Source organism: Pseudooceanicola onchidii (assembly GCF_004959925.1).
GTDB classification, from domain to species: Bacteria; Pseudomonadota; Alphaproteobacteria; order Rhodobacterales; family Rhodobacteraceae; genus Pseudooceanicola; species Pseudooceanicola onchidii.
Window position 1 is genome coordinate 1,263,222 of record NZ_SPUW01000001.1, and the last position, 17,963, is coordinate 1,281,184.

Annotated in this window: 20 protein-coding genes and 1 tRNA gene; 8 read left to right on the forward strand and 13 right to left on the reverse strand. The window is 66.7% G+C overall.

Annotated features, from left to right (window positions below; genetic code table 11):
• Nucleotides 1-10: 10 nt before the first annotated feature.
• The gene (cobS, locus tag E4S58_RS06025) at nucleotides 11-742 is read right to left on the reverse strand and encodes an adenosylcobinamide-GDP ribazoletransferase (protein WP_136635426.1); all 732 of its coding nucleotides are present in this window, start codon (nucleotides 740-742) and stop codon (nucleotides 11-13) included.
• 63 nt (nucleotides 743-805) lie between these two features.
• Here cobS and cobT point away from each other — a divergent pair, with 63 nt between their 5' ends.
• Nucleotides 806-1,819, forward strand: a complete 1,014-nt coding sequence (cobT, locus tag E4S58_RS06030) for a nicotinate-nucleotide--dimethylbenzimidazole phosphoribosyltransferase (RefSeq protein ID WP_136635427.1) — start codon at nucleotides 806-808, stop codon at nucleotides 1,817-1,819.
• Nucleotides 1,820-1,882: 63 nt separating this feature from the next.
• On the opposite strand, the gene E4S58_RS06035 is transcribed toward cobT, so the two are convergent.
• Both E4S58_RS06035 and E4S58_RS06040 read right to left on the reverse strand, forming a co-directional pair.
• The gene (locus tag E4S58_RS06035; RefSeq protein WP_136635428.1) at nucleotides 1,883-3,760 is read right to left on the reverse strand and encodes a monovalent cation:proton antiporter-2 (CPA2) family protein; all 1,878 of its coding nucleotides are present in this window, start codon (nucleotides 3,758-3,760) and stop codon (nucleotides 1,883-1,885) included.
• Between the two features lie 46 nt (nucleotides 3,761-3,806).
• Nucleotides 3,807-4,271, reverse strand: a complete 465-nt coding sequence (locus E4S58_RS06040) for an Lrp/AsnC family transcriptional regulator (RefSeq protein ID WP_136635429.1) — start codon at nucleotides 4,269-4,271, stop codon at nucleotides 3,807-3,809.
• 138 nt (nucleotides 4,272-4,409) lie between these two features.
• Here E4S58_RS06040 and hppD point away from each other — a divergent pair, with 138 nt between their 5' ends.
• Nucleotides 4,410-5,504, forward strand: coding sequence for a 4-hydroxyphenylpyruvate dioxygenase (gene hppD / locus E4S58_RS06045; RefSeq protein WP_136635430.1), 1,095 nt, complete (start codon nucleotides 4,410-4,412; stop codon nucleotides 5,502-5,504).
• Nucleotides 5,505-5,600: 96 nt separating this feature from the next.
• Here hppD and E4S58_RS06050 read toward each other — a convergent pair whose 3' ends face one another.
• Complete coding sequence (locus E4S58_RS06050; RefSeq protein ID WP_136635431.1) at nucleotides 5,601-8,549, reverse strand: hypothetical protein; 2,949 nt, start codon at nucleotides 8,547-8,549, stop codon at nucleotides 5,601-5,603.
• Nucleotides 8,550-8,665: 116 nt separating this feature from the next.
• Complete coding sequence (locus E4S58_RS06055) at nucleotides 8,666-9,946, reverse strand: O-acetylhomoserine aminocarboxypropyltransferase/cysteine synthase family protein (protein WP_136635432.1); 1,281 nt, start codon at nucleotides 9,944-9,946, stop codon at nucleotides 8,666-8,668.
• 166 nt (nucleotides 9,947-10,112) lie between these two features.
• On the opposite strand from E4S58_RS06055, the gene E4S58_RS06060 reads away from it, so the two are divergent.
• On the forward strand, nucleotides 10,113-10,529 hold the full coding sequence (locus E4S58_RS06060) for a VOC family protein (RefSeq protein ID WP_136635433.1): 417 nt from the start codon (nucleotides 10,113-10,115) through the stop codon (nucleotides 10,527-10,529).
• A gap of 50 nt (nucleotides 10,530-10,579) precedes the next feature.
• Here the strand turns inward: E4S58_RS06060 and E4S58_RS06065 are convergent, their stop codons facing one another.
• Nucleotides 10,580-11,089: a DUF2239 family protein gene (locus E4S58_RS06065; RefSeq protein WP_136635434.1), complete on the reverse strand. Its 510-nt coding sequence runs from the start codon at nucleotides 11,087-11,089 to the stop codon at nucleotides 10,580-10,582.
• Nucleotides 11,090-11,146: 57 nt separating this feature from the next.
• Between E4S58_RS06065 and E4S58_RS06070 the strand changes: the two genes are divergently transcribed.
• Entirely contained in the window at nucleotides 11,147-11,467 is a 321-nt protein-coding gene (locus E4S58_RS06070; RefSeq protein WP_136635435.1) for a GIY-YIG nuclease family protein, read from the forward strand.
• Here E4S58_RS06070 and E4S58_RS06075 read toward each other — a convergent pair.
• Entirely contained in the window at nucleotides 11,464-12,462 is a 999-nt protein-coding gene (locus tag E4S58_RS06075) for a hypothetical protein (protein WP_136635436.1), read from the reverse strand. The two genes, E4S58_RS06070 and E4S58_RS06075, sit on opposite strands and share 4 nt — an antisense overlap.
• Nucleotides 12,463-12,582: 120 nt before the next feature.
• On the opposite strand from E4S58_RS06075, the gene E4S58_RS06080 reads away from it, so the two are divergent.
• A complete protein-coding gene (locus tag E4S58_RS06080) occupies nucleotides 12,583-13,146 on the forward strand; it encodes a hypothetical protein (protein ID WP_136635437.1) in 564 nt (187 codons plus the stop codon).
• Nucleotides 13,147-13,175: 29 nt separating this feature from the next.
• On the opposite strand, the gene E4S58_RS17850 is transcribed toward E4S58_RS06080, so the two are convergent.
• Nucleotides 13,176-13,259, reverse strand: a tRNA-Tyr gene (locus E4S58_RS17850).
• Between the two features lie 156 nt (nucleotides 13,260-13,415).
• On the opposite strand from E4S58_RS17850, the gene rlmB reads away from it, so the two are divergent.
• Entirely contained in the window at nucleotides 13,416-14,192 is a 777-nt protein-coding gene (gene rlmB, locus E4S58_RS06085; protein WP_136635438.1) for a 23S rRNA (guanosine(2251)-2'-O)-methyltransferase RlmB, read from the forward strand.
• A 240-nt stretch (nucleotides 14,193-14,432) separates the two neighbouring features.
• Nucleotides 14,433-14,906, forward strand: a complete 474-nt coding sequence (locus E4S58_RS06090; RefSeq protein WP_136635439.1) for a CoA-binding protein — start codon at nucleotides 14,433-14,435, stop codon at nucleotides 14,904-14,906.
• Nucleotides 14,907-14,990: 84 nt separating this feature from the next.
• Here E4S58_RS06090 and E4S58_RS06095 read toward each other — a convergent pair whose 3' ends face one another.
• The 5 genes from E4S58_RS06095 to hisA are packed head-to-tail and all read right to left on the reverse strand — an operon-like array spanning nucleotide 14,991 to nucleotide 17,447.
• A complete protein-coding gene (locus tag E4S58_RS06095; RefSeq protein ID WP_136635440.1) occupies nucleotides 14,991-15,308 on the reverse strand; it encodes a phosphoribosyl-ATP diphosphatase in 318 nt (105 codons plus the stop codon).
• Nucleotides 15,305-16,066, reverse strand: a complete 762-nt coding sequence (gene hisF / locus E4S58_RS06100; RefSeq protein WP_136635441.1) for an imidazole glycerol phosphate synthase subunit HisF — start codon at nucleotides 16,064-16,066, stop codon at nucleotides 15,305-15,307. Before hisF ends, E4S58_RS06095 begins: the two co-directional genes overlap by 4 nt.
• A 35-nt stretch (nucleotides 16,067-16,101) precedes the next feature.
• The gene (locus E4S58_RS06105; protein ID WP_136635442.1) at nucleotides 16,102-16,386 is read right to left on the reverse strand and encodes a hypothetical protein; all 285 of its coding nucleotides are present in this window, start codon (nucleotides 16,384-16,386) and stop codon (nucleotides 16,102-16,104) included.
• Nucleotides 16,386-16,721, reverse strand: coding sequence for a hypothetical protein (locus E4S58_RS06110; RefSeq protein WP_136635443.1), 336 nt, complete (start codon nucleotides 16,719-16,721; stop codon nucleotides 16,386-16,388). Before E4S58_RS06110 ends, E4S58_RS06105 begins: the two co-directional genes overlap by 1 nt.
• A gap of 3 nt (nucleotides 16,722-16,724) precedes the next feature.
• The gene (gene hisA / locus E4S58_RS06115) at nucleotides 16,725-17,447 is read right to left on the reverse strand and encodes a 1-(5-phosphoribosyl)-5-[(5-phosphoribosylamino)methylideneamino]imidazole-4-carboxamide isomerase (RefSeq protein ID WP_136635444.1); all 723 of its coding nucleotides are present in this window, start codon (nucleotides 17,445-17,447) and stop codon (nucleotides 16,725-16,727) included.
• Nucleotides 17,448-17,563: 116 nt separating this feature from the next.
• On the opposite strand from hisA, the gene E4S58_RS06120 reads away from it, so the two are divergent.
• Complete coding sequence (locus E4S58_RS06120) at nucleotides 17,564-17,950, forward strand: DUF2147 domain-containing protein (RefSeq protein WP_136635445.1); 387 nt, start codon at nucleotides 17,564-17,566, stop codon at nucleotides 17,948-17,950.
• The last annotated feature ends 13 nt before the right edge of the window (nucleotides 17,951-17,963 follow it).

Here is a 17,963-nt window from a genome sequence, read left to right on the forward strand (position 1 = left end):
GCGGGCGCCGTTACAGCGCCAGCAGCACCCCGATCTCGGCCACCACCTGGATGGCGCCCAGGATGTCGCCCGTCTGCCCGCCGATCCGCGCCACCGCGATCCGCACCAGCACCCAGGCCAGCACGACCGCGACCACGATCGCCACGATCCCGTCGCCTGTCAGCAGCAGCGCCAGCGCAAGGGCCAGCACCAGCGCGACACAGGCACGAACCGGCGTGGGCCGACCCACGCCCCGCGACAACCCGTCCTGCCGCGCGTTCGGGACAAGCGCCATGACGCCGGGCAACACCCCGCGCGACACCACTGCCGCCGCGACGACCACGCCCCAGTGCCCCACGGCGATCAGCTGGACCACCGCCGTCCAGCGCAGCAGCAGGGCCAGAACCAGCGCGATGACCCCGTAGGACCCGATGCGCGAATCCCGCATGATCTCCAGCCGCCGGTCGCGCGTCCAGCCGCCCCAAAGCCCGTCGGCGGTATCCGCCAACCCGTCCTCATGCAGCCCGCCCGTGGCCATCACCTGCGTCACCAGCATCAGCACTGCCGCCGCCCCAGCCGACAGCCCCGCCCACATCGCCACCGCTCCGACCGCGACGGCCAGCCCGCCGACCACAAGGCCTGTCAGCGGCCAGCTCCAGGCGGCGCGGGCGCCGGTGCCGGTGTGATCGGGCAGGGGCAGGCGGGTCAGCAGACCGAAGCCGGTGAGGATGTCGTCGGTCAGACGCATATGGGCGGTTTCCATGGGTTGCTCAGGGTGCGCCATGCTTTAGACACGCCTGAAGACGACTGATCAACGAGGAAAATCATGTCCCAGGCCCCCGTCACCCTTGCCGAGTTCCGCTCTGTCATCGCCGGTCTGGACGGACCCGACGCCGCCGCCATCAGCGCGGCCGAGGATCGCAACGCGCAACTGACCAAGCCGCCCGCGGCCCTTGGTCGGCTTGAGGATCTGGCGCGCTGGTATGCGGGCTGGCGCGGCACCGGGCGGCCCGAGCTGAGCGCGCCGCAGGTGGTGATCTTTGCCGGCAACCACGGTATCGCGGCGCGCGGCGTGTCGGCCTTTCCGCCCGAGGTGACCGTGCAGATGGTGGCGAATTTCGAACATGGCGGCGCGGCGATCAACCAGCTGTCCAAGGCCTTCGGCGCTCGGATGGATGTGCATGCGCTGGATCTTGATCGCCCGACCGCCGATTTCACCGCCGCCCCCGCGATGTCCGAAGACGAGATCCTGTCGGCGCTCACCACCGGCTGGAACGCTGTCGATCCGCGGGCTGACCTGCTGGTCACCGGCGAAATGGGGATCGGCAACACCACCGCCGCCGCCGCCATCGCCCATGCGCTTTATGGCGGTGAGGCCGCGGATTGGGTCGGACGCGGCACGGGCGTCGATGACGCGGGCCTGACGCTGAAGGCCCAGGTCGTGGCCGAGGGCGTGGCGCGCCACGCGGGCGGCGACGGCATCGACACCCTGGCCCGTCTGGGCGGGCGCGAGATCGCGGCGATGGCCGGGGCCATCCTGCGCGCGCGGGTCGAAAACATCCCCGTGATCCTCGACGGGTTCATCTGCTGTTCGGCCGCCGCCTGCCTTCAGGCGCTGAACGACACCGCGCTGGATCACTGCGTCGCGGGCCATGTCAGCGCCGAATCCGCGCATCCCGCACTGCTGACGCGTCTGGGCAAGGACCCGCTGCTGTCGCTTGGCCTGCGCCTAGGCGAAGGATCCGGCGCCGCGCTGGCAATCGGTGTTCTGAAGGGGGCCGTCGCCTGCCATTCGGGCATGGCGACCTTTGCCGAGGCCGGGGTCAGCGAAGGCGCCTGATCCACACCATACCATGACATCGCCCCGGTCCCTTGGCCGGGGCGATGGTCACAGACGCGCCAATCAGGCCGCGCTGTCCTTTTCCGACAAGAGCCCCTGAAGCGCGGTTTCCAGATCCCGTTCCAGCTCTTTCGAGCGCGCGACATATTCGGGGTTCTTGTCTGCCGGGACGTCCGGATCCCACAGCTCGGCCAGATCGCGGATGGTGTCGCGGTCATGGTGATAGAAGGCATCTTCCAGCTTTGACGCCTCGTATTCGGTAAAGCCCACGTTTTCCAGCACATAGCGCCCGGCCCGCAGGCTGGAATCGAATGTCTCCCGGACGATGTCGTCGGCCCCGGCCTGATAAAGCTCGTAGGTGTGGCGCCGGTCATGGGCGCGGGCGATGATGTGCAGGTCCGGGCGGAACTTGCGGGCATATTCGACCAGCTGCGTGACGGATTTCGGGTTGTCCATCGCCGCGACCAGCACCCGTGCCTTGCCCAACCCGGCCGCCCGCAGGATGTCGGGGCGGGTCGGGTCGCCAAAGTAGCCTTTGAAGCCAAAGCGCCGCATGACCTCGATCGTGCGCATGTCGTGATCCAGAACGACCGTCCGCACACCAGAACTTTGCACCAGCCGGTTCACGATCTGCCCGAACCGTCCGATCCCGGCGATGATGACGGGGCCTTCGTCGTCGATGTCGTCAGCCTCCTGCGCCTCGGTCACCGGGTCGCCGATCTTCTTCGACAGCCAGTCATAAAGCAGGAACAGCAGGGGCGTGATCAGCATGGTCAGCGCGATGACCAGAAGCAGCTGTTCGGTCAGCACGGGCGGCAGCACGTTCTGCTGTTGCGAGAACGACAGCAGCACGAAGCCGAATTCCCCCGCCTGGCTCAGCGACAGGGTGAACAGCATCAACCGCCGCCGCCGCAGCTTGAACGCGCGCCCGATCAGGAACAGGATCACGCCCTTCACCAGGATCAGCCCGAAGGCCATCGACAGGATCACCACCGGTTCGCCCACCAGCACCTGGAAGTTGATGCCCGCCCCCACGGTGATGAAGAACAGGCCCAAGAGCAGCCCCTTGAAGGGTTCGATGTCCGATTCCAGCTCGTGCCGGAATTCCGAGTTTGCCAGCACCACCCCCGCCAGGAAGGTGCCAAGCGCGGGCGACAGGCCCACCATGTTCATCAGGAAGGCGATCCCGACCACGATGCCCAGGGCCAGCGCGGTGTACATCTCGCGCAGCTTGGCGGCGTGGATGAACCGGAAGACCGGCGTGGTCAGGTAGACGCCCGTCAGGATCACCGCCGCCACCGCGCCAAGCGTGACCAGAGTGACCCCCCAGCCGGGCAGCCCTTCGACAAGCGACATGGTATGTTCCGCCGCCTCTTCGGGGGCGACGCGGGCCAGGGATCCGTCGGGGTTCGCCGTCAGCCCGAGCGACGGCAGGGCCAGCAGCGGCAGGAATGCCAGCATCGGGATCACCGCGATGTCCTGCGTCAACAGCACCGAAAAGGCCGATCGCCCGCCTGGTGTCTGGATCAGCCCCTTTTCCGACAGGGTCTGCAACACGATGGCCGTCGAGGACAGCGCCAGGATCATCCCCGTCGCCAGCGACACGGACCAGCCATAGCCCAGCATCCGGAACCCGAAGAAGACCGCCAGCGTCGTCAGCACGACCTGCAGCCCGCCCAGTCCCAGAAGCCGGTGCCGCATGTCCCACAGCGCCTTCGGCTCAAGCTCCAGCCCGATGAGAAACAGCATCATGACCACGCCGAATTCGGCGAAATGCTGCAGGTCATGGGTTTCATGCCCGACCAGCCCCAGCACCGGCCCGATCACGATCCCGGCGGCCAGATACCCCAGCACCGACCCCAGCCCGAGCCGCGCGGCGATCGGCACGGCGATCACGGCGGCGGCAAGGTAGATCGTGGCCTGATAAAGGAAACCTTCCATGTGTCGTCTTTCCTGGCAGTGCTGGCGCGGTGGCTGGCGTGATCTTTTATAGCGGGCGGGTCGGCAGGGGGCCGTCCTGTTTGAACTGGTCCATGACGATCTGGCTTTGCACCCGCATGACGGCCGGATGCGGCAGCAGAACCTCGTGAATCAATCTGTGCAATTCCCCGAGGTCAGCGCAATAGACCCGCAGCAGGTAATCGGCCTCTCCGGTCAGGGTCCAGGCGCTGGTGATCTCGGCGCGCGCGTCGACCAGGGCGGCGAAATCGCGCGACTGTTCGGGCCCGTGGGTGGCCATCTGCACCTGCACGAAAGCCTGGATCGCCAGCCCCAGCCGCAGCGGGGCAAGGCGCGCGACGTAGGCCTCGATATACCCTTCGGCCTCAAGCCGCTGCCGCCGCCGACCAGCCTGCGAGGACGACAGGTTCAACACCTCTCCCAGCTCCTGCGCGGTCAGATGCGCATCCTTTTGCAGGACGGTCAGCAGGCGCAGATCAGTCGAATCAAGCATGTGCGGATTTCTCGCATGAATTTCCGGATCAGCGTAAAACACCCGCACCGCGACGGCAACCTAACTGCCAGAATGCGCAGATTTACCGTCATTCATGCCGTATGATTGCCAAAACACCGCGCAACAGAGGAGGTCACAATGGGCCCTTTCCCCCACGACGCCCCGAAATCCACCATCACGCCTGAAAACCCGGCCGGCACGGACGGGTTCGAATTTGTCGAATTCGCCCACCCGGATCCCGAAGAGCTTCGGACGCTCTTTGCCAGGATGGGCTATGAACTGGTCGGCCGTCACAAGTCCAAGGACATCGAACTCTGGCAGCAGGGCGACATCACCTACATCGTGAACGCCGAACCCGGCACCCACGCCGCGCAGTTCATCGAGGAACACGGACCCTGCGCCCCCTCCATGGGCTGGCGGGTCGTCGACGCGCAGCAGGCGTTCGATCACGCGGTCGCCAAGGGCGCCACGCCTTACGAAGGCGACGGCAAGACCATGGACGTCCCTGCCATCGTCGGCATCGGCGGATCGCTGATCTATTTCATCGACCAGTACTACGACACCTCGCCTTACAACGAGGAATTCACCTGGCTCGCCCAGTCCAAGCCGCGCGGCGTGGGCTTCTATTACCTCGATCACCTGACCCACAACGTCCACAAGGGCAACATGGACACCTGGTTCCGCTTCTACGGTGATCTGTTCAACTTCCGCGAAATCCGCTTCTTCGACATCCAGGGCAAATTCACCGGTCTCTATTCCCGCGCCCTGACGTCGCCCTGTGGCCGCATCCGGATCCCGATCAACGAGGATCGCGGCGAAACCGGCCAGATCGTTGCCTATCTCAAAAAATACAACGGCGAAGGCATCCAGCACATCGCGGTCGGCGCCCGCGACATCTATGACGCCACCGACCAGATCGCCGACAAGGGCATCAAGTACATGCCCGGCCCGCCGGACACCTACTACGACATGTCCAAGAACCGCGTTAAGGACCACGAAGAGCCGATCGACAGGATGAAGAAACACGGCATCCTGATCGACGGCGAAGGCGTGGTCGACGGCGGCGAAACCCGCATCCTGCTGCAGATCTTCTCGAAGACCGTGATCGGCCCGATCTTCTTCGAATTCATCCAGCGCAAGGGGGACGACGGTTTTGGCGAAGGCAACTTCAAGGCGCTCTTCGAATCCATCGAGGCCGAGCAGATCGCCAACGGGGAAATCGCGGCCGAATAAGCCGCAGGGCCGGGGGCAGCCTGTCCCCGGCCAACAAAAAAGGCGCAGCCGCGCCCTTCATCCTGCCAGAAATACTCCCGCCGGAGGCATCCCCGGTCAGCCGCTTGGCATGGCCAGCGTCATGTTCCGGCCGTTCTTCTGATAGCGCAGCGTGTCATCGCCGATGGCCAGGACCCGCCCGCCGTCGATGCGATCACCGACCTTCACCTTGCGATACCGCCCGTTCGACAGCCGCACCAGCGCGCGCCGGTCCGAGGGTTGCCCGTAGACGCCGATCAGGTTGACCTCGGTCAGATCGATGGCGCTGCGCACCGTGGCCTGACGCGCGACGGACACGGCCGTGGGACCGGACGGTGCGATCGACGGGGTCGGGATCGGCGTGGCGCGGGCGGCGGCGGCCAGTTCGCCGATATTGCCGGGGCGCTGCAACGGCCGCAGGGCCGGGAACTCGGGCACCAGCGCGGCCGAAGCCTCTTCGATCTCGGCTTCCTCGCCCTCGGCTGCGGTCGGGTCGTCGCCGGCCAGCCCTGCCGCGATCGAGGCCCGGTTTTCGTCCGGGATCAGGGCCGTGGTCTCGGTGCGCGATCCGATGGCCGCCCCCGCCAGCGAGGCGCCGGCCGCCGTGGTCACGTCGTCGTCCGCCCGATCGCCTGCCGTGCCGTCCGCAGCCACCTCGGGTTCGGTGACCGGGCGCTGACGTGGACGAACAGCGGCGAAAGTCTCGCCGCTGTTCTCTTGTGCCGCATCCGGTTGCGGCTCTTCGATGGTGTCGGGGGTCGCCGCCGCGTCATCCTGCGGCGAGGCCTCGGGCTCGGGCGCGGCGGTCGGTTCCGGGTCACCCGGACGCGCCGGCGGCTCTACCGGCGGCGGCCCGGAAAAGGCCAGAACGCCCGACGGTGTCTCGGCCCCCTCGGGTGTTGCGATGACCAGACCGCGTGCGTCCATGTCGAACCGCTGTCCGAACACCGGCGGCGGCGCGGGCGGCGCGGGGCGCAGGTCAGGGGTCAGGGCGGCCAGGTCGACGCTCGGGCTGCGGTCTGGCGGGGCATCGGGATCGGCCGATCCGTCGGTGCCCGTCCCGGTTGCCGCGTCGCCGGTTGCAGCGATGCCATCGGGCGATTCCTGCCAGATGCCCGACGCGGCATAGCGCGCCTCTTCCTCGGGCGTCAGGGTGCCGTCGGTCGCATCCGCAGTCGGTTCGGGCTCCGGCTCGGCCTCGGCGGCCTCGGTCACGATCAACGGCGAGACAGGCTCTTCGCTCGGCGCAGCGTCTTCGGTGGCCGGTGCATCCGTCGGGGCCTCTGGCGGCGCCTCGGTCGTCTCCTCGGCAGCAAGGGCCTGGGCCACGGCTGCATCTTCGGCCGTCGGCGCGGGCGCCTCGGCCTGAGACTCGGGGGCCGTATCGGGGGTCGCATCGGGGGCGTTGTCCTCGGCCTCTGCCGCGTCCTCGGGGTCGCCGGGCGCCGGAGGCACGAAGCTGTCCTCGATCACGCGCGGCTCCACCGCTGCGACGGTCTCCTCTTGTGGGCTGTCGCCGCCGACCAGCGCGCTCAGCGACCCGTCGCTGAACAGCATCGCCCAGGCAGCCGTGCCCAGCACGAAGACCGCGATGATCACGGCCGTCACCACTCCGGCCGATCCGCCGCCACTGGATTCATAGCTGCCGCCGCGCGCCCCGAAGACGGTCATCCGTTCTTCTTCCGCGCGCCGTTCCTCGGCGGTCAGGGCGCCGGGAATGCGATCCTCGGCGCTGTGCAGATTGGCGACAACCTTTTCGAAGGTTGGGGTCGGCGCGACCGGCTCAGACGCTGCGGGGGCAGGGGCCGCAGCCGCCGCGACGGCCGCGTTGGCCTTGGATTTTCCCTTGCGTCCCTTGGGCTTGGGCGCATCCTGCTGGGTGTCCCCGGGCGCGTCCTGCGGCGCGGGCACCGCGGCGGGCGCGGTCGGGTTGGCGATGCCAAGCGCCTTTGTCGGCGCTTCGGGCGTGATCTGGGCGGCCTCTTCGGCCTTGCGGGCGGCCTCGGCCCGGGCGGCCTCTCGTGCCTCGGTCCGCGCTGCACGGCGCGCGGCCATGGCTGCCCCGACACGGCCTGAGAACGCACCGGCCGCAGCGATGATCCCGGCCATCGGCGAGGGCTTCGGCATCACGCCATCGTCGCTGTCCGCCTTGAGAGAGGCCGACATTTCCTCGGGCTGCAGATCGCGCGGCGGCACGACGACCGGCGCGGGTGAGGTCCCGGCCTCGGGTTCGGCAAAGGTGATCCGGGGCGCATCCCCGCGCGGTGCGGCAGACCTGTCGGCCTTGGGGGCCGGGGGCACGTCGCCCGCGTCTTCGCCGGACCGCGCCCGGCGGGTGCTGAAGGACACGGGGCCTGCGGCATCGGTCGTCGCGTCGGGATCGGACGGGCCGGCAACCGCCGCGCCGTCATCGGCCAGGGGATCCGCGATCTCGGTCTTGGGAACCTCGACCAGCTTGGGCGCGGGCTTGTCTTCCAGATCCGCGGGCCGGACATGGCCCGTGACCCGGATCGCGGTTGAATCGGGCACGACGGCGACATCGTCGGGCACGTCATGGGCCGTGCCGAAGAACGGCTCGCCGATATAGTCGCGGTCTTCGGGCATGGCGACGAAGCACAGCGGATCGAACCCGAAGCTGCGCGCGAATTCGTCGGCTTCCTGAAGGGTTTCCAGCGCCACGGCCGCGATGTTCAGCGATCCGCCCGATACCGCGTGATCGACCGCCAGTTCGTCCAGCGCATAGGGCGTCGCCCCGTCCAGCGCGGTTTCGACCGCACGCTGCCGCGCCATCGGATCGGGCGCGCCTGCGGGGATCGAGACATATCGGATCTGGTCGTTCGGGATCACGACCTTGAAGGTGGCCTCGCCCGGGGCCAGCCTGTCGGCGGCCGCACGCAGTCGGGCCATATCGTCGGCAAGATTATCACCGTCCGGATAGGCTTCACCGACGATAGCCCAGCCGGGAGACGCGCGTTGCAGCAAGGCAATGCCGTCCATCGACAGAATAAGCGCAAAATTCGGTTTCATGGACCTGACATCTTGGGGACGGGAAGGCGCGGACGCCTCCCCCTGAGTGTGCAGGATGCTATATCACGGTTAAAACGAGGAAAAGGATAACCCGCCCTCGAAACGCACTGTAGCGGTTAACCGCACGCCTTCGTGAGCGCCTGATCCAGATCCGCGATCAGGTCATCCGCGTTTTCGATGCCGATCGACACGCGCACGACCTCGGGCGCGGCGCCGGCGGCCTTCTGCTGGTCGGGCGTCAGCTGCCGGTGCGTGGTCGAGGCCGAATGGATGATCAGCGACCGGGTATCGCCCAGGTTCGCGACATGGCTGAAGATCTCGACCGCATCGACCAGCTTGACGCAGGCCTCGTAGCCGTCCTTGAGCGCAAAGGTGAACAGCCCCCCGGCGCCCTTGGGGCAGATCTGGGAGACGCGGCCATGGTAGGGTGAGCTTTCAAGCCCGGCATAGGTCACGTAATCGACGCGCGGATCGGATTCGAGCCACTTGGCAACCTTCACCGCATTTTCGACATGCCGTTCCATGCGCAGCGACAGGGTTTCGATCCCCATCAGCGTGTAATGCGCCGCCTGCGGGTTCATCGTCATACCCAGATCACGCAGACCGATCGCAATGCCGTGGAAGGTGAAGGCCAGCGGGCCGAAGGTCTCGTGGAACTTCAGGCCGTGATAGGCGGGTTCGGGTTGCGACAGCGACGGGAACTTGTCTGACGCGGACCAGTCGAACTTGCCCGAATCCACGATGCAGCCGCCGGTGACGGTGCCATTGCCCGTCAGGTATTTCGTGGTCGAATGCACCACGAGCGTTGCGCCATGTTCGATCGGCCGACACAGGTACGGCGTGGCCGAGGTGTTGTCGACGATCAGCGGCACGCCCGCCGCGTCCGAGATCGCAGAGATCGCGCCCAGATCGGTGATATAGCCGCCGGGGTTCGCCACGGATTCGCAGAAGACCGCCCTGGTGTCGTCGTCGATGGCGGCCTTGACCGCGTCCAGATCGTCGAAATCGACGAACTTGGCCGACCAGCCGAAGCGTTTGATTGTCTGGGAAAACTGCGTGATCGTGCCGCCGTAAAGCCGGGTCGAGGCCACGACGTTCTTGCCCGGGCCCATCAGTGGGAACAGCGCCATGATCTGCGCCGCGTGCCCCGACGAACAGCAGACCGCCCCCTGGCCGCCTTCCAGCGTCGCAATGCGTTCCTGCAGAACGGCGACGGTCGGGTTGGTCAGGCGGGAATAGATATACCCCACTTCCTGCAGGTTGAAGAGCGCCGCCGCGTGGTCCGCATCGCGGAACACATAGGCCGTGCTCTGGTAGATCGGGGTCTGCCGGGCGCCGGTCGCCGGATCGGGCCGGGCGCCTGCGTGAATTTGCAACGTGTCAAAGCCATAGGTCATGAACTGTCCTCCTCCTGTGCCCGTATCGGTAGGCCAATCGTGACAAGCCTGCAATTGTCCTTTGCGGTGCGATGGCCGGGCAGGACGGTTGCCTGCCGGGCGGCCCCTTGCATCCGGGGCCGCGAAGGATCAACAGTCGCGCCAGACAAACCTGCCGGAGCGCCCCATGATCCCCCCCTTCCACCTTGCCTATCATGTCACCGACCTTGACGAGGCCCGCGCCTTCTATGGCGGGGTTCTGGCCGCCGTTGAGGGGCGCAGCACCGAGACATGGGTGGATTTCGATTTCTTCGGCCACCAGCTGTCGCTGCATCTGGGCGAGCCGTTCAAGACCACCAACACCGGCAAGGTCGGCGATCACATGGTGCCCATGCCGCACCTCGGCATGGTCCTGCCACTGGACGACTGGCGCGCCATGGCCGATCGGCTGACCGCGGCGGGGGTAGAGTTCGTTCTGCCGCCGTCGGTCCGGTTTGAGGGCGAGCCGGGCGAGCAATGGACGATGTTCTTCCGCGACCCGTCTGGAAACCCGATCGAGATCAAGGGGTTCAAGGACTTCGCCGGGATCTTCGCGAAAACCTGAGGGGTGATCCGGGACCTATGGTCGCCAAGTGGTGCGTGCCAGCACGCACCCTACAGGCCGGCCAGGCGCACCGCGTGGGTCCGGATGTCGTCCGGCCAGTCGGCCATCCGCGCGCGGAAGTCCTTGGCCCGTCCGGCGTAAAGATCCCGCATCGCCTCCTCGAACCCCGGCAGATCCCCCGCGATCGCCGAACAGAAGCGATAGGCCGCGTCGCGGCGCAGCACCGCCTCGTCGCCCCGGCTCGCCTCCTCGACCAGACGCCGCAGCGCCGCCGAGGCCCCGCCGCGCTGCGTGGCCAGCCAATCCCAGTGGCGCGGCAGCAGCGTGACTTCCCGGGCCACGACGCCCAGCTTCGGCCGCCCGCGCGCCGGGGCGTCGGGATAGCGCGTGGCCACCGCCACAGCCCCGCCCGACAGGTCCAGGTCGATTTCGCGCCCCGTCTCGTCCGAGAAGATCAGAACGGATGTTTCGCCATCTTCGGCCAGACGGCGTGCCACCTGGGCCCGGGTGCCGCGCGCCACGATCAGGCCATTGGAAAAGGCTGTGTAGGTCTCACTCATGTCGCCTATTTACACCCGGGTAAAAATATGGTCAAGCATGGGGAAAGGAGCCCCGCCATGACCATCGACAGACGCGCCGCCCGCACCGCCTGGAAGGATCGCGACACAGAATGGACGGTCTATGTCGCCCGTACCGGTGGCCAGGCCTGGGTCGGCGTCAGCACTAACGTCGCGGCCATCCAGAACCGGCTGGGCTTTACCCTGCGCCTTGGCGATTGCCGGACGAAGGGGATGCAGGCGGCCTATGACGGCACGCTCACCATCGAAGAGCTTGAAATCCTGGACCCGGCGCTTGGCCCGTTGGCCCGGCAGGACGCGATCAAGGATCGCCGCGCCCATTGGTGCGCCGAGCTGGATGCGACCCCTATCGAGGCCTAGCGCATCCAGAAGCCTTCGCGCTTGATCCGGTTGCGGATCGCCTGTTCTTTCCGGGGCAGGTTGTCCCGGTCGAACATCGCGCGCACCTTCTGTCCGCGTCCCTGGTAGACCATGCGCTTGATCGGGTCGTAGCCCTTGAGCACCCGCTTGATCTTCTGCGGGGCGGTCACGGCCTCCAGCACCTCGACGACGCGGTCGCCTTCCCGCGCATAGAGCAGCGGCAGCACGCGATAGTGACAGCTGACCTCTCCGTCCAGAAGGCCCGGCGGCAAGGCATCGCGCCCCCCGCCGAAAGATGCGATGACCAGCGGCAGGGCGACCTGGTCCAGCCAGGGATCCATCTGCTGACCGATCAACGCGTCCGGCGGGTCGTCGCGGAGGGCCAGCGCGTAGTCGAGAAACCGCTGACCGAAAACGCGGGGACAGCGATAGAAGAAATAGCCCGCATTGAAATAAAGGTACCGCCGCCAGTATTCGTCCGGCTGTGACAGATCGAGCGTTCCTTCATAATCCAGCCCGAACTTGTCGTAGAGAGACCTCCAGATCGCGCCATATCCCGGCCCGTAAAGTTCCAGCTTCGGCCAGGTGCCCTCGACCCGCAGCGATGCGCCGGGGCGGTCGAAGTCGAAGGGCACGCGGGTCAGCGTATCAAGGATCAGCGTGTCGGTGTCGAAGAAAACGAAGGGCTCTCCCTCGGGCAGGGCCATCAGCGCCTCGATCTTGTTGCCGTAGGGATAGGACTCGCCAAAGTGGCGGCTGTCGAAGGGCAGGATCTGCGCGCCGAGGTCTTGCAACGCGCCACGGACCTCGTCTGACATTCGCGGCGACCGGGACCACAGCGGCCCATCCTGCGGCTCTGCCACCCACAGGCGCGGCGTCTCGGGGCTGTTGGCCACAAGCGAGGCGGCAAAGACCAGCGCCTCGTACTGCAGGCGCCCCGATTGGCCGACGATCAGGATGTTCAGGTCGGCAATCGACCCGCCGGGTTTGGTCATGTCAGCTCAGGCCCTTGAAGCCGCTAGGAAAAACAACACTTGGTCGCGGGGACAGTAGCAAAGATAATGCGGAATTGAAGGCGCCACCACGGGGTGCCGGGAATTGATGGATATTTGCCGATGCTTTTCTGGTTCTGGATGATGCTTGCGATTTCCCTGCAAGGCGGGTCCGCCCCGACGCCACCTGCCGTCGCACGACCCGAAAAGCCCGCCGCGCCAGTGGCGCCGCGCAAGATCACCAGTACCGCGTCCCCGGCCGCGCCCGCCGCGCCGTCAGCCCCGGCCAGCCCTTCGACGCCCGCGCCGGTGGCCGAGCCGCAGCAGCCGACGGGCCGATTCACCACGGCAACCGAGGTCAAGCCGATCCTGACGGCCACCAAGTCGTCCTGGGTCGCGGTGCGGGAATACGAAGGGCGGGATCTTGTCTATGTCACCCAGATCCTGTCGTGGCGCTGTGGTCTTGCGGGGATGACCCTGTCGATCAACGGCGCCCCGCCCGAGATCTGGGACCTGCCGCCCTGCCATATCGACACCGCCGCGCCAAACGCGCTGACCCCCGAGGACGGTCTGCCGTTTCGCGCCTATCCGCTTGGCGCGGTGCAGTCGATCACGGTGACGCTGACCTACGACGATCTGACAACCGACACGGCACAGTTCGCCCGCGCGCAGGTTCTGATGCCCTGAGCGTGTCATCCACCAAATCTGTAAGAGAGTGGTGGGCGACCCTGGAATCGAACCAGGCATGGGTCTCCCCGGCGGAGTTACAGTCCGCTGCCGCACCTTGCAGCTCGTCGCCCGAACAGGCCCCGAAGCAACTCCGGCGCGTGTCGTGAGGGGGTGATTACTAAGGCCCGCCAAGGGCGTCAACAGGAAATCCGTCCCCTCTCGCATCATCTGCGCCGGGGTGATAGGGCAGGCGGCGAAATGACCGGTCAGGACCGTGGGGAACGCGCATGAAAAAGCCGAAGTGGGTGGTGGAAAAGGAACGGGCGCAGAAGGCCGCGGGCGAGGAAACCGTGTGGCTCTTTGGTCTGCACGCGGTGCGCGATGCGCTGGTGAACCCCGCGCGCGAGAAACTGCGGCTGATCGTGACGAAGAACGCCGCCGACAAGCTGGCGGATGCGATTGCCGACTCTGGCGTCGAGCCCGAGATGGCCGACCCGCGCCGGTTCACCGCGCCGATCGATCCGCAGTCGGTGCACCAGGGGGCCGCGCTTGAGGTCAAGCCGCTGGACTGGGGATCGGTCGCGGACCGCTGCCTGGGCGATGGACGGCCGCCCCGTGTCGTCCTGCTGGACCGGGTGACCGATCCGCACAACGTCGGCGCGATCCTGCGCTCGGCCGAGGTCTTCGGCGCGGTGGCCGTCATCGGGATGCGCCACCACGCGGCACCCGAAACCGGGGCCCTGGCCAAGACGGCCTCGGGCGCGCTGGAGCGTCAGCCCTATCTGCGGGTGCGCAACCTCGCCGACACGATGGAGGAGCTGAAGTCCATGGGCTACCTCGTCCTCGGTCTGGATGGCGAAGCCGAGCAGACGCTTGAGGCCGCCAGCGAGGGACTTCTGGACCGGCCGATCGCGCTGGTCCTCGGGGCCGAAGGGCCGGGGTTGCGACCCAAGACGAAGGACACCTGCGATCACCTGGTGCGCATTGATTTCGCCGGAGATTTCGGATCGTTGAACGTGTCGAACGCCGCGGCGGTCGCGCTATATGCGGTACGCCCCAGGTAAGCGGCCCGCAATTTCCTGTGGATAAGCCCGAGCGGTTAACCTTTCGTTCACATTCGTATTACAGCCTCTCCCTACACTGTCCCGGACCTCTTATCTGAGGTTCAGAGATGTCGGACCGGAACTCTGGCATTTCATTTCACTGTCCCTCGTTCCGTACTGCGCCCGGGCTTGTCCCGGGCGTTCTTTTGCGCCGCCGCGCTTTGCCATTGCGGCGGCCCGCGCTTCGCCTAGGGTAGGGGCATGACAGACACCTACACCGACGCCTTCCTGACCCGGATCCTCAAGCGCACCAAGGTGATCGCCGTGGTCGGCGTGTCGATGAACCCGGTCCGGCCCAGCTATTATGTCGCGCGCTACCTGGGGCTGAAGGGGTTCACAGTGATCCCCGTCAATCCCGGCCACGCGGGCGAACGCCTGTTCGGCCAGACCGTGCGCGCATCCCTGTCCGAGATCACCGAACCGGTCGACATGGTCGACATCTTTCGCCGGTCCGAAGCCGTGCCGCCGATCGTCGACGAGGCGCTTGAGGCCTTCCCGGACCTCAAGACCATCTGGATGCAGATCGGCGTGTCGCACACTGAAGCGGCGGAAAAGGCGCAGGCGCGCGGCGTGGACGTGGTGATGAACCGCTGCCCCAAGATCGAATACCAGCGGCTGTTCGGTGAACTGCGGATGGGTGGGTTCAATACCGGCGTGATCTCGTCAAAGCTGTGACAGCGCGGGCCGAGGGCGCAGAGGGGGCTTTGCCCCCGTCGCGTGCCGCGACTCCCCCAAGGTATTTTCGACCAGAAGAAGCGATCAGGCGCCGGGACGCGCGGCCTTTTCGGCGATGCCCGAGGTGCCTTCGCGCCGTTCCAGTTCCGCCAGCACGTCCGAAAGCGGAACGTCGCGGGCCGCCAGCATGACCAGCAGGTGATAGAGCACATCTGCGGCCTCGGATGTCAGGCCCGCGCGGTCGCCCTTGACCGCTTCGATGATGGCCTCGACGGCCTCTTCACCGAATTTCTCGGCGCATTTCTCCGGGCCCTTGGACAGCAGTTTCGCGGTCCATGAAGTGTCGGGATCGGCCCCCTTGCGAGAGGCAATCGTGGCGGCAAGCTGGTCCAGAACGGTCATTCGATCCTCATCGGGATGCCCGCGGCGGCCATGTGATCCTTGGCCTCGCGGATGGTATGATCGCCGAAGTGGAAGATCGAGGCGGCCAGCACGGCAGATGCGCCGCCCTTGGTCACGCCCTCGACCAGGTGATCCAGCGTGCCGACGCCGCCCGAGGCGATGACCGGCACGTCGACCGCATCGGAAATCGCGCGGGTCAGCGGCAGGTTGAACCCTGCGCGGGTGCCGTCGCGATCCATCGAGGTCAGCAGGATTTCTCCGGCCCCCTTGTCGGCGACCAGGCGCGCGAACTCCACCGCGTCGATCCCCGTGGGCTTGCGCCCGCCGTGGGTAAAGATCTCCCACCGGCCGGGCGCGACGGTCTTGGCGTCGATGGCGACGACGATGCACTGCGATCCGAAGTGATCGGCGGCCTCGGCCACGACGTCCGGGTTCGCCACGGCGGCAGAGTTGAACGACACCTTGTCGGCCCCCGCCAGCAGCAGGTTCCGGACATCCAGCACCGTGCGGACGCCACCGCCCACGGTCAGCGGGATGTAGCACTGTTCGGCCGTCCGGGTGACGACATCGAACATGGTGCCCCGGTTTTCATGGGTCGCATGGATATCGAGAAAGCAAAGCTCGTCCGCGCCGGCCGCGTCATAGGCGCGGGCGGCATCCACGGGATCGCCGGCATCGCGCAGGTCGACGAAGTTCACGCCTTTGACCACGCGGCCGTCGGCCACGTCGAGGCAGGGAATGATGCGGGTCTTCAACATAGCCGCCTTCTAGGCTGCGGCGCAGCGGGGCGCAATCACTGCCTGCGCCGCCGCAGGGCCCGGATCACGCTGACCACGATCAGAACCAGCAGGACGATCGCGGCCAGCGGAAGGGTCACGATGCCCAGCCATCCCAGCAGGAACGCCCCGCCAAGCAGCCCGCCCATGTCCTCGCCATCCACGACGCAAGCGTGACGCCCGGCTTCGTTCAGAACGCAGTCGTGGGCATCCGCCACCCAGGTCGACCAGAGCACACCCATGACCGGCACAAGGCACAGAATGATCAGTGCGATACAGGTGATCACGAACGCGCGGTACATCAGCCGTGACGGTGGCGATGCACGGCTTCGATCAGCAGCGCCGCGATCAGCAGGATCGGCCCGACCGACAGCATCGCCGTGACGCCAGTCAGGATCATCGGCCCCAGCAGCTGGAACAGGCCGGTCAAGCCCGCGGCGCAATCCCCCAGCCCGGCCCCAAGCGATCCGGAACACAGGTTCTGCGCCAGCACCGACAGCGCCATCGCCAGCGCAAACAGCAACCCGCCGACCCGCAGGATCCAGTAGGCCACCCGGCTGCGCGCCCGGCCCGCCGACAGGAAACAGGCGAAGGGGATCAGGATCAGCACCAGCTGGATGATCTCGGTCTTGCCCATGGATCAGCCTTTCAGCGCGGTCAGCGCCTGCGCCAGGTCCAGCGCCCCGTCATAAAGCGCCCGGCCGGAAATCGCGCCGTTCAGCGACGCGCCGCAGTCGCGCAGGGCGATCAGGTCGGCGAGCGAGGAGACGCCACCCGAGGCGATGACCGGGATACTGACCGCGCGGGCCAGATCGGCGGTGGCCTCGATGTTCGGCCCCTGCATGGCACCATCGCGGTTGATGTCGGTATAGATGATCGCCGCAACGCCCGCGTCCTCGAAGGACTTGGCGAGGTCGGTGACCATCACGTTCGTTTCGGTCGCCCAGCCCTTGGTGGCGACACGCCCGTTGCGCGCATCGATGCCGACGGCGACATGCCCGGGAAAGGCCTTTGCGGCCTCGCGCACCAGATCCGGGTTCTCGACCGCGACCGTGCCCAGGATCACCCGCGCCAGCCCCTTGTCGAGCCAGGCCTCGATCGTCGCCATGTCACGGATGCCGCCACCCAGCTGGGCCGGCACCTTGGTGCGCGTCAGGATCGCCTCGACCGGCGCGGCGTTCACCGGCTCACCCGCGAAAGCGCCATTGAGATCAACGAGATGGAGCCATTCACACCCGGCCTCGACAAAGGCCATGGCCTGCGCTGCCGGATCGTCGTTGAAGACCGTGGCCTTCTCCATGTCGCCCTTGAGCAGGCGCACCGCCTGGCCATCTTTCAGGTCGATCGCGGGATAGAGGATCATCACGGGCCCTTTCTGTGGTTCGGCGCGGTTATGCATGACGCTACGGGACATGCAACCTTCACTTGCGATGGCGCCAGTGCAGCGGCACCATCCCACCAAGCATAGGGAGGAGCAATATGCGCAAGGCACTACTCACACTCGCCACACTCATGCTGGGGGCCACCACGGCGCTGGCCGATCCGGTCGAAGGCACCTGGAAGACGCAGGTCGACGACGGGGCCTATGCCCACGTCCAGATCGCGCCCTGCGGCCCGGCGTTCTGCGGCACGATCGTCAAGACCTTCAACAGCAGCGGCGAATACAAGTCACCCAACCTCGGCAAGCAGCTGGTGCGCGGCATGACGCCTGCGGGCAGCGGCAAGTACGAGGGCAAGGTCTGGCGGCCGTCGAACAACAAGATCTACGTCGGCAAGCTGGAACTTAACGGCAATGCGCTGACGATGAAGGGCTGTGTGGCGGGCGGTCTGATCTGTTCCGGCCAGACCTGGTCGCGCCTGAACTGAACCTATCGCGAAG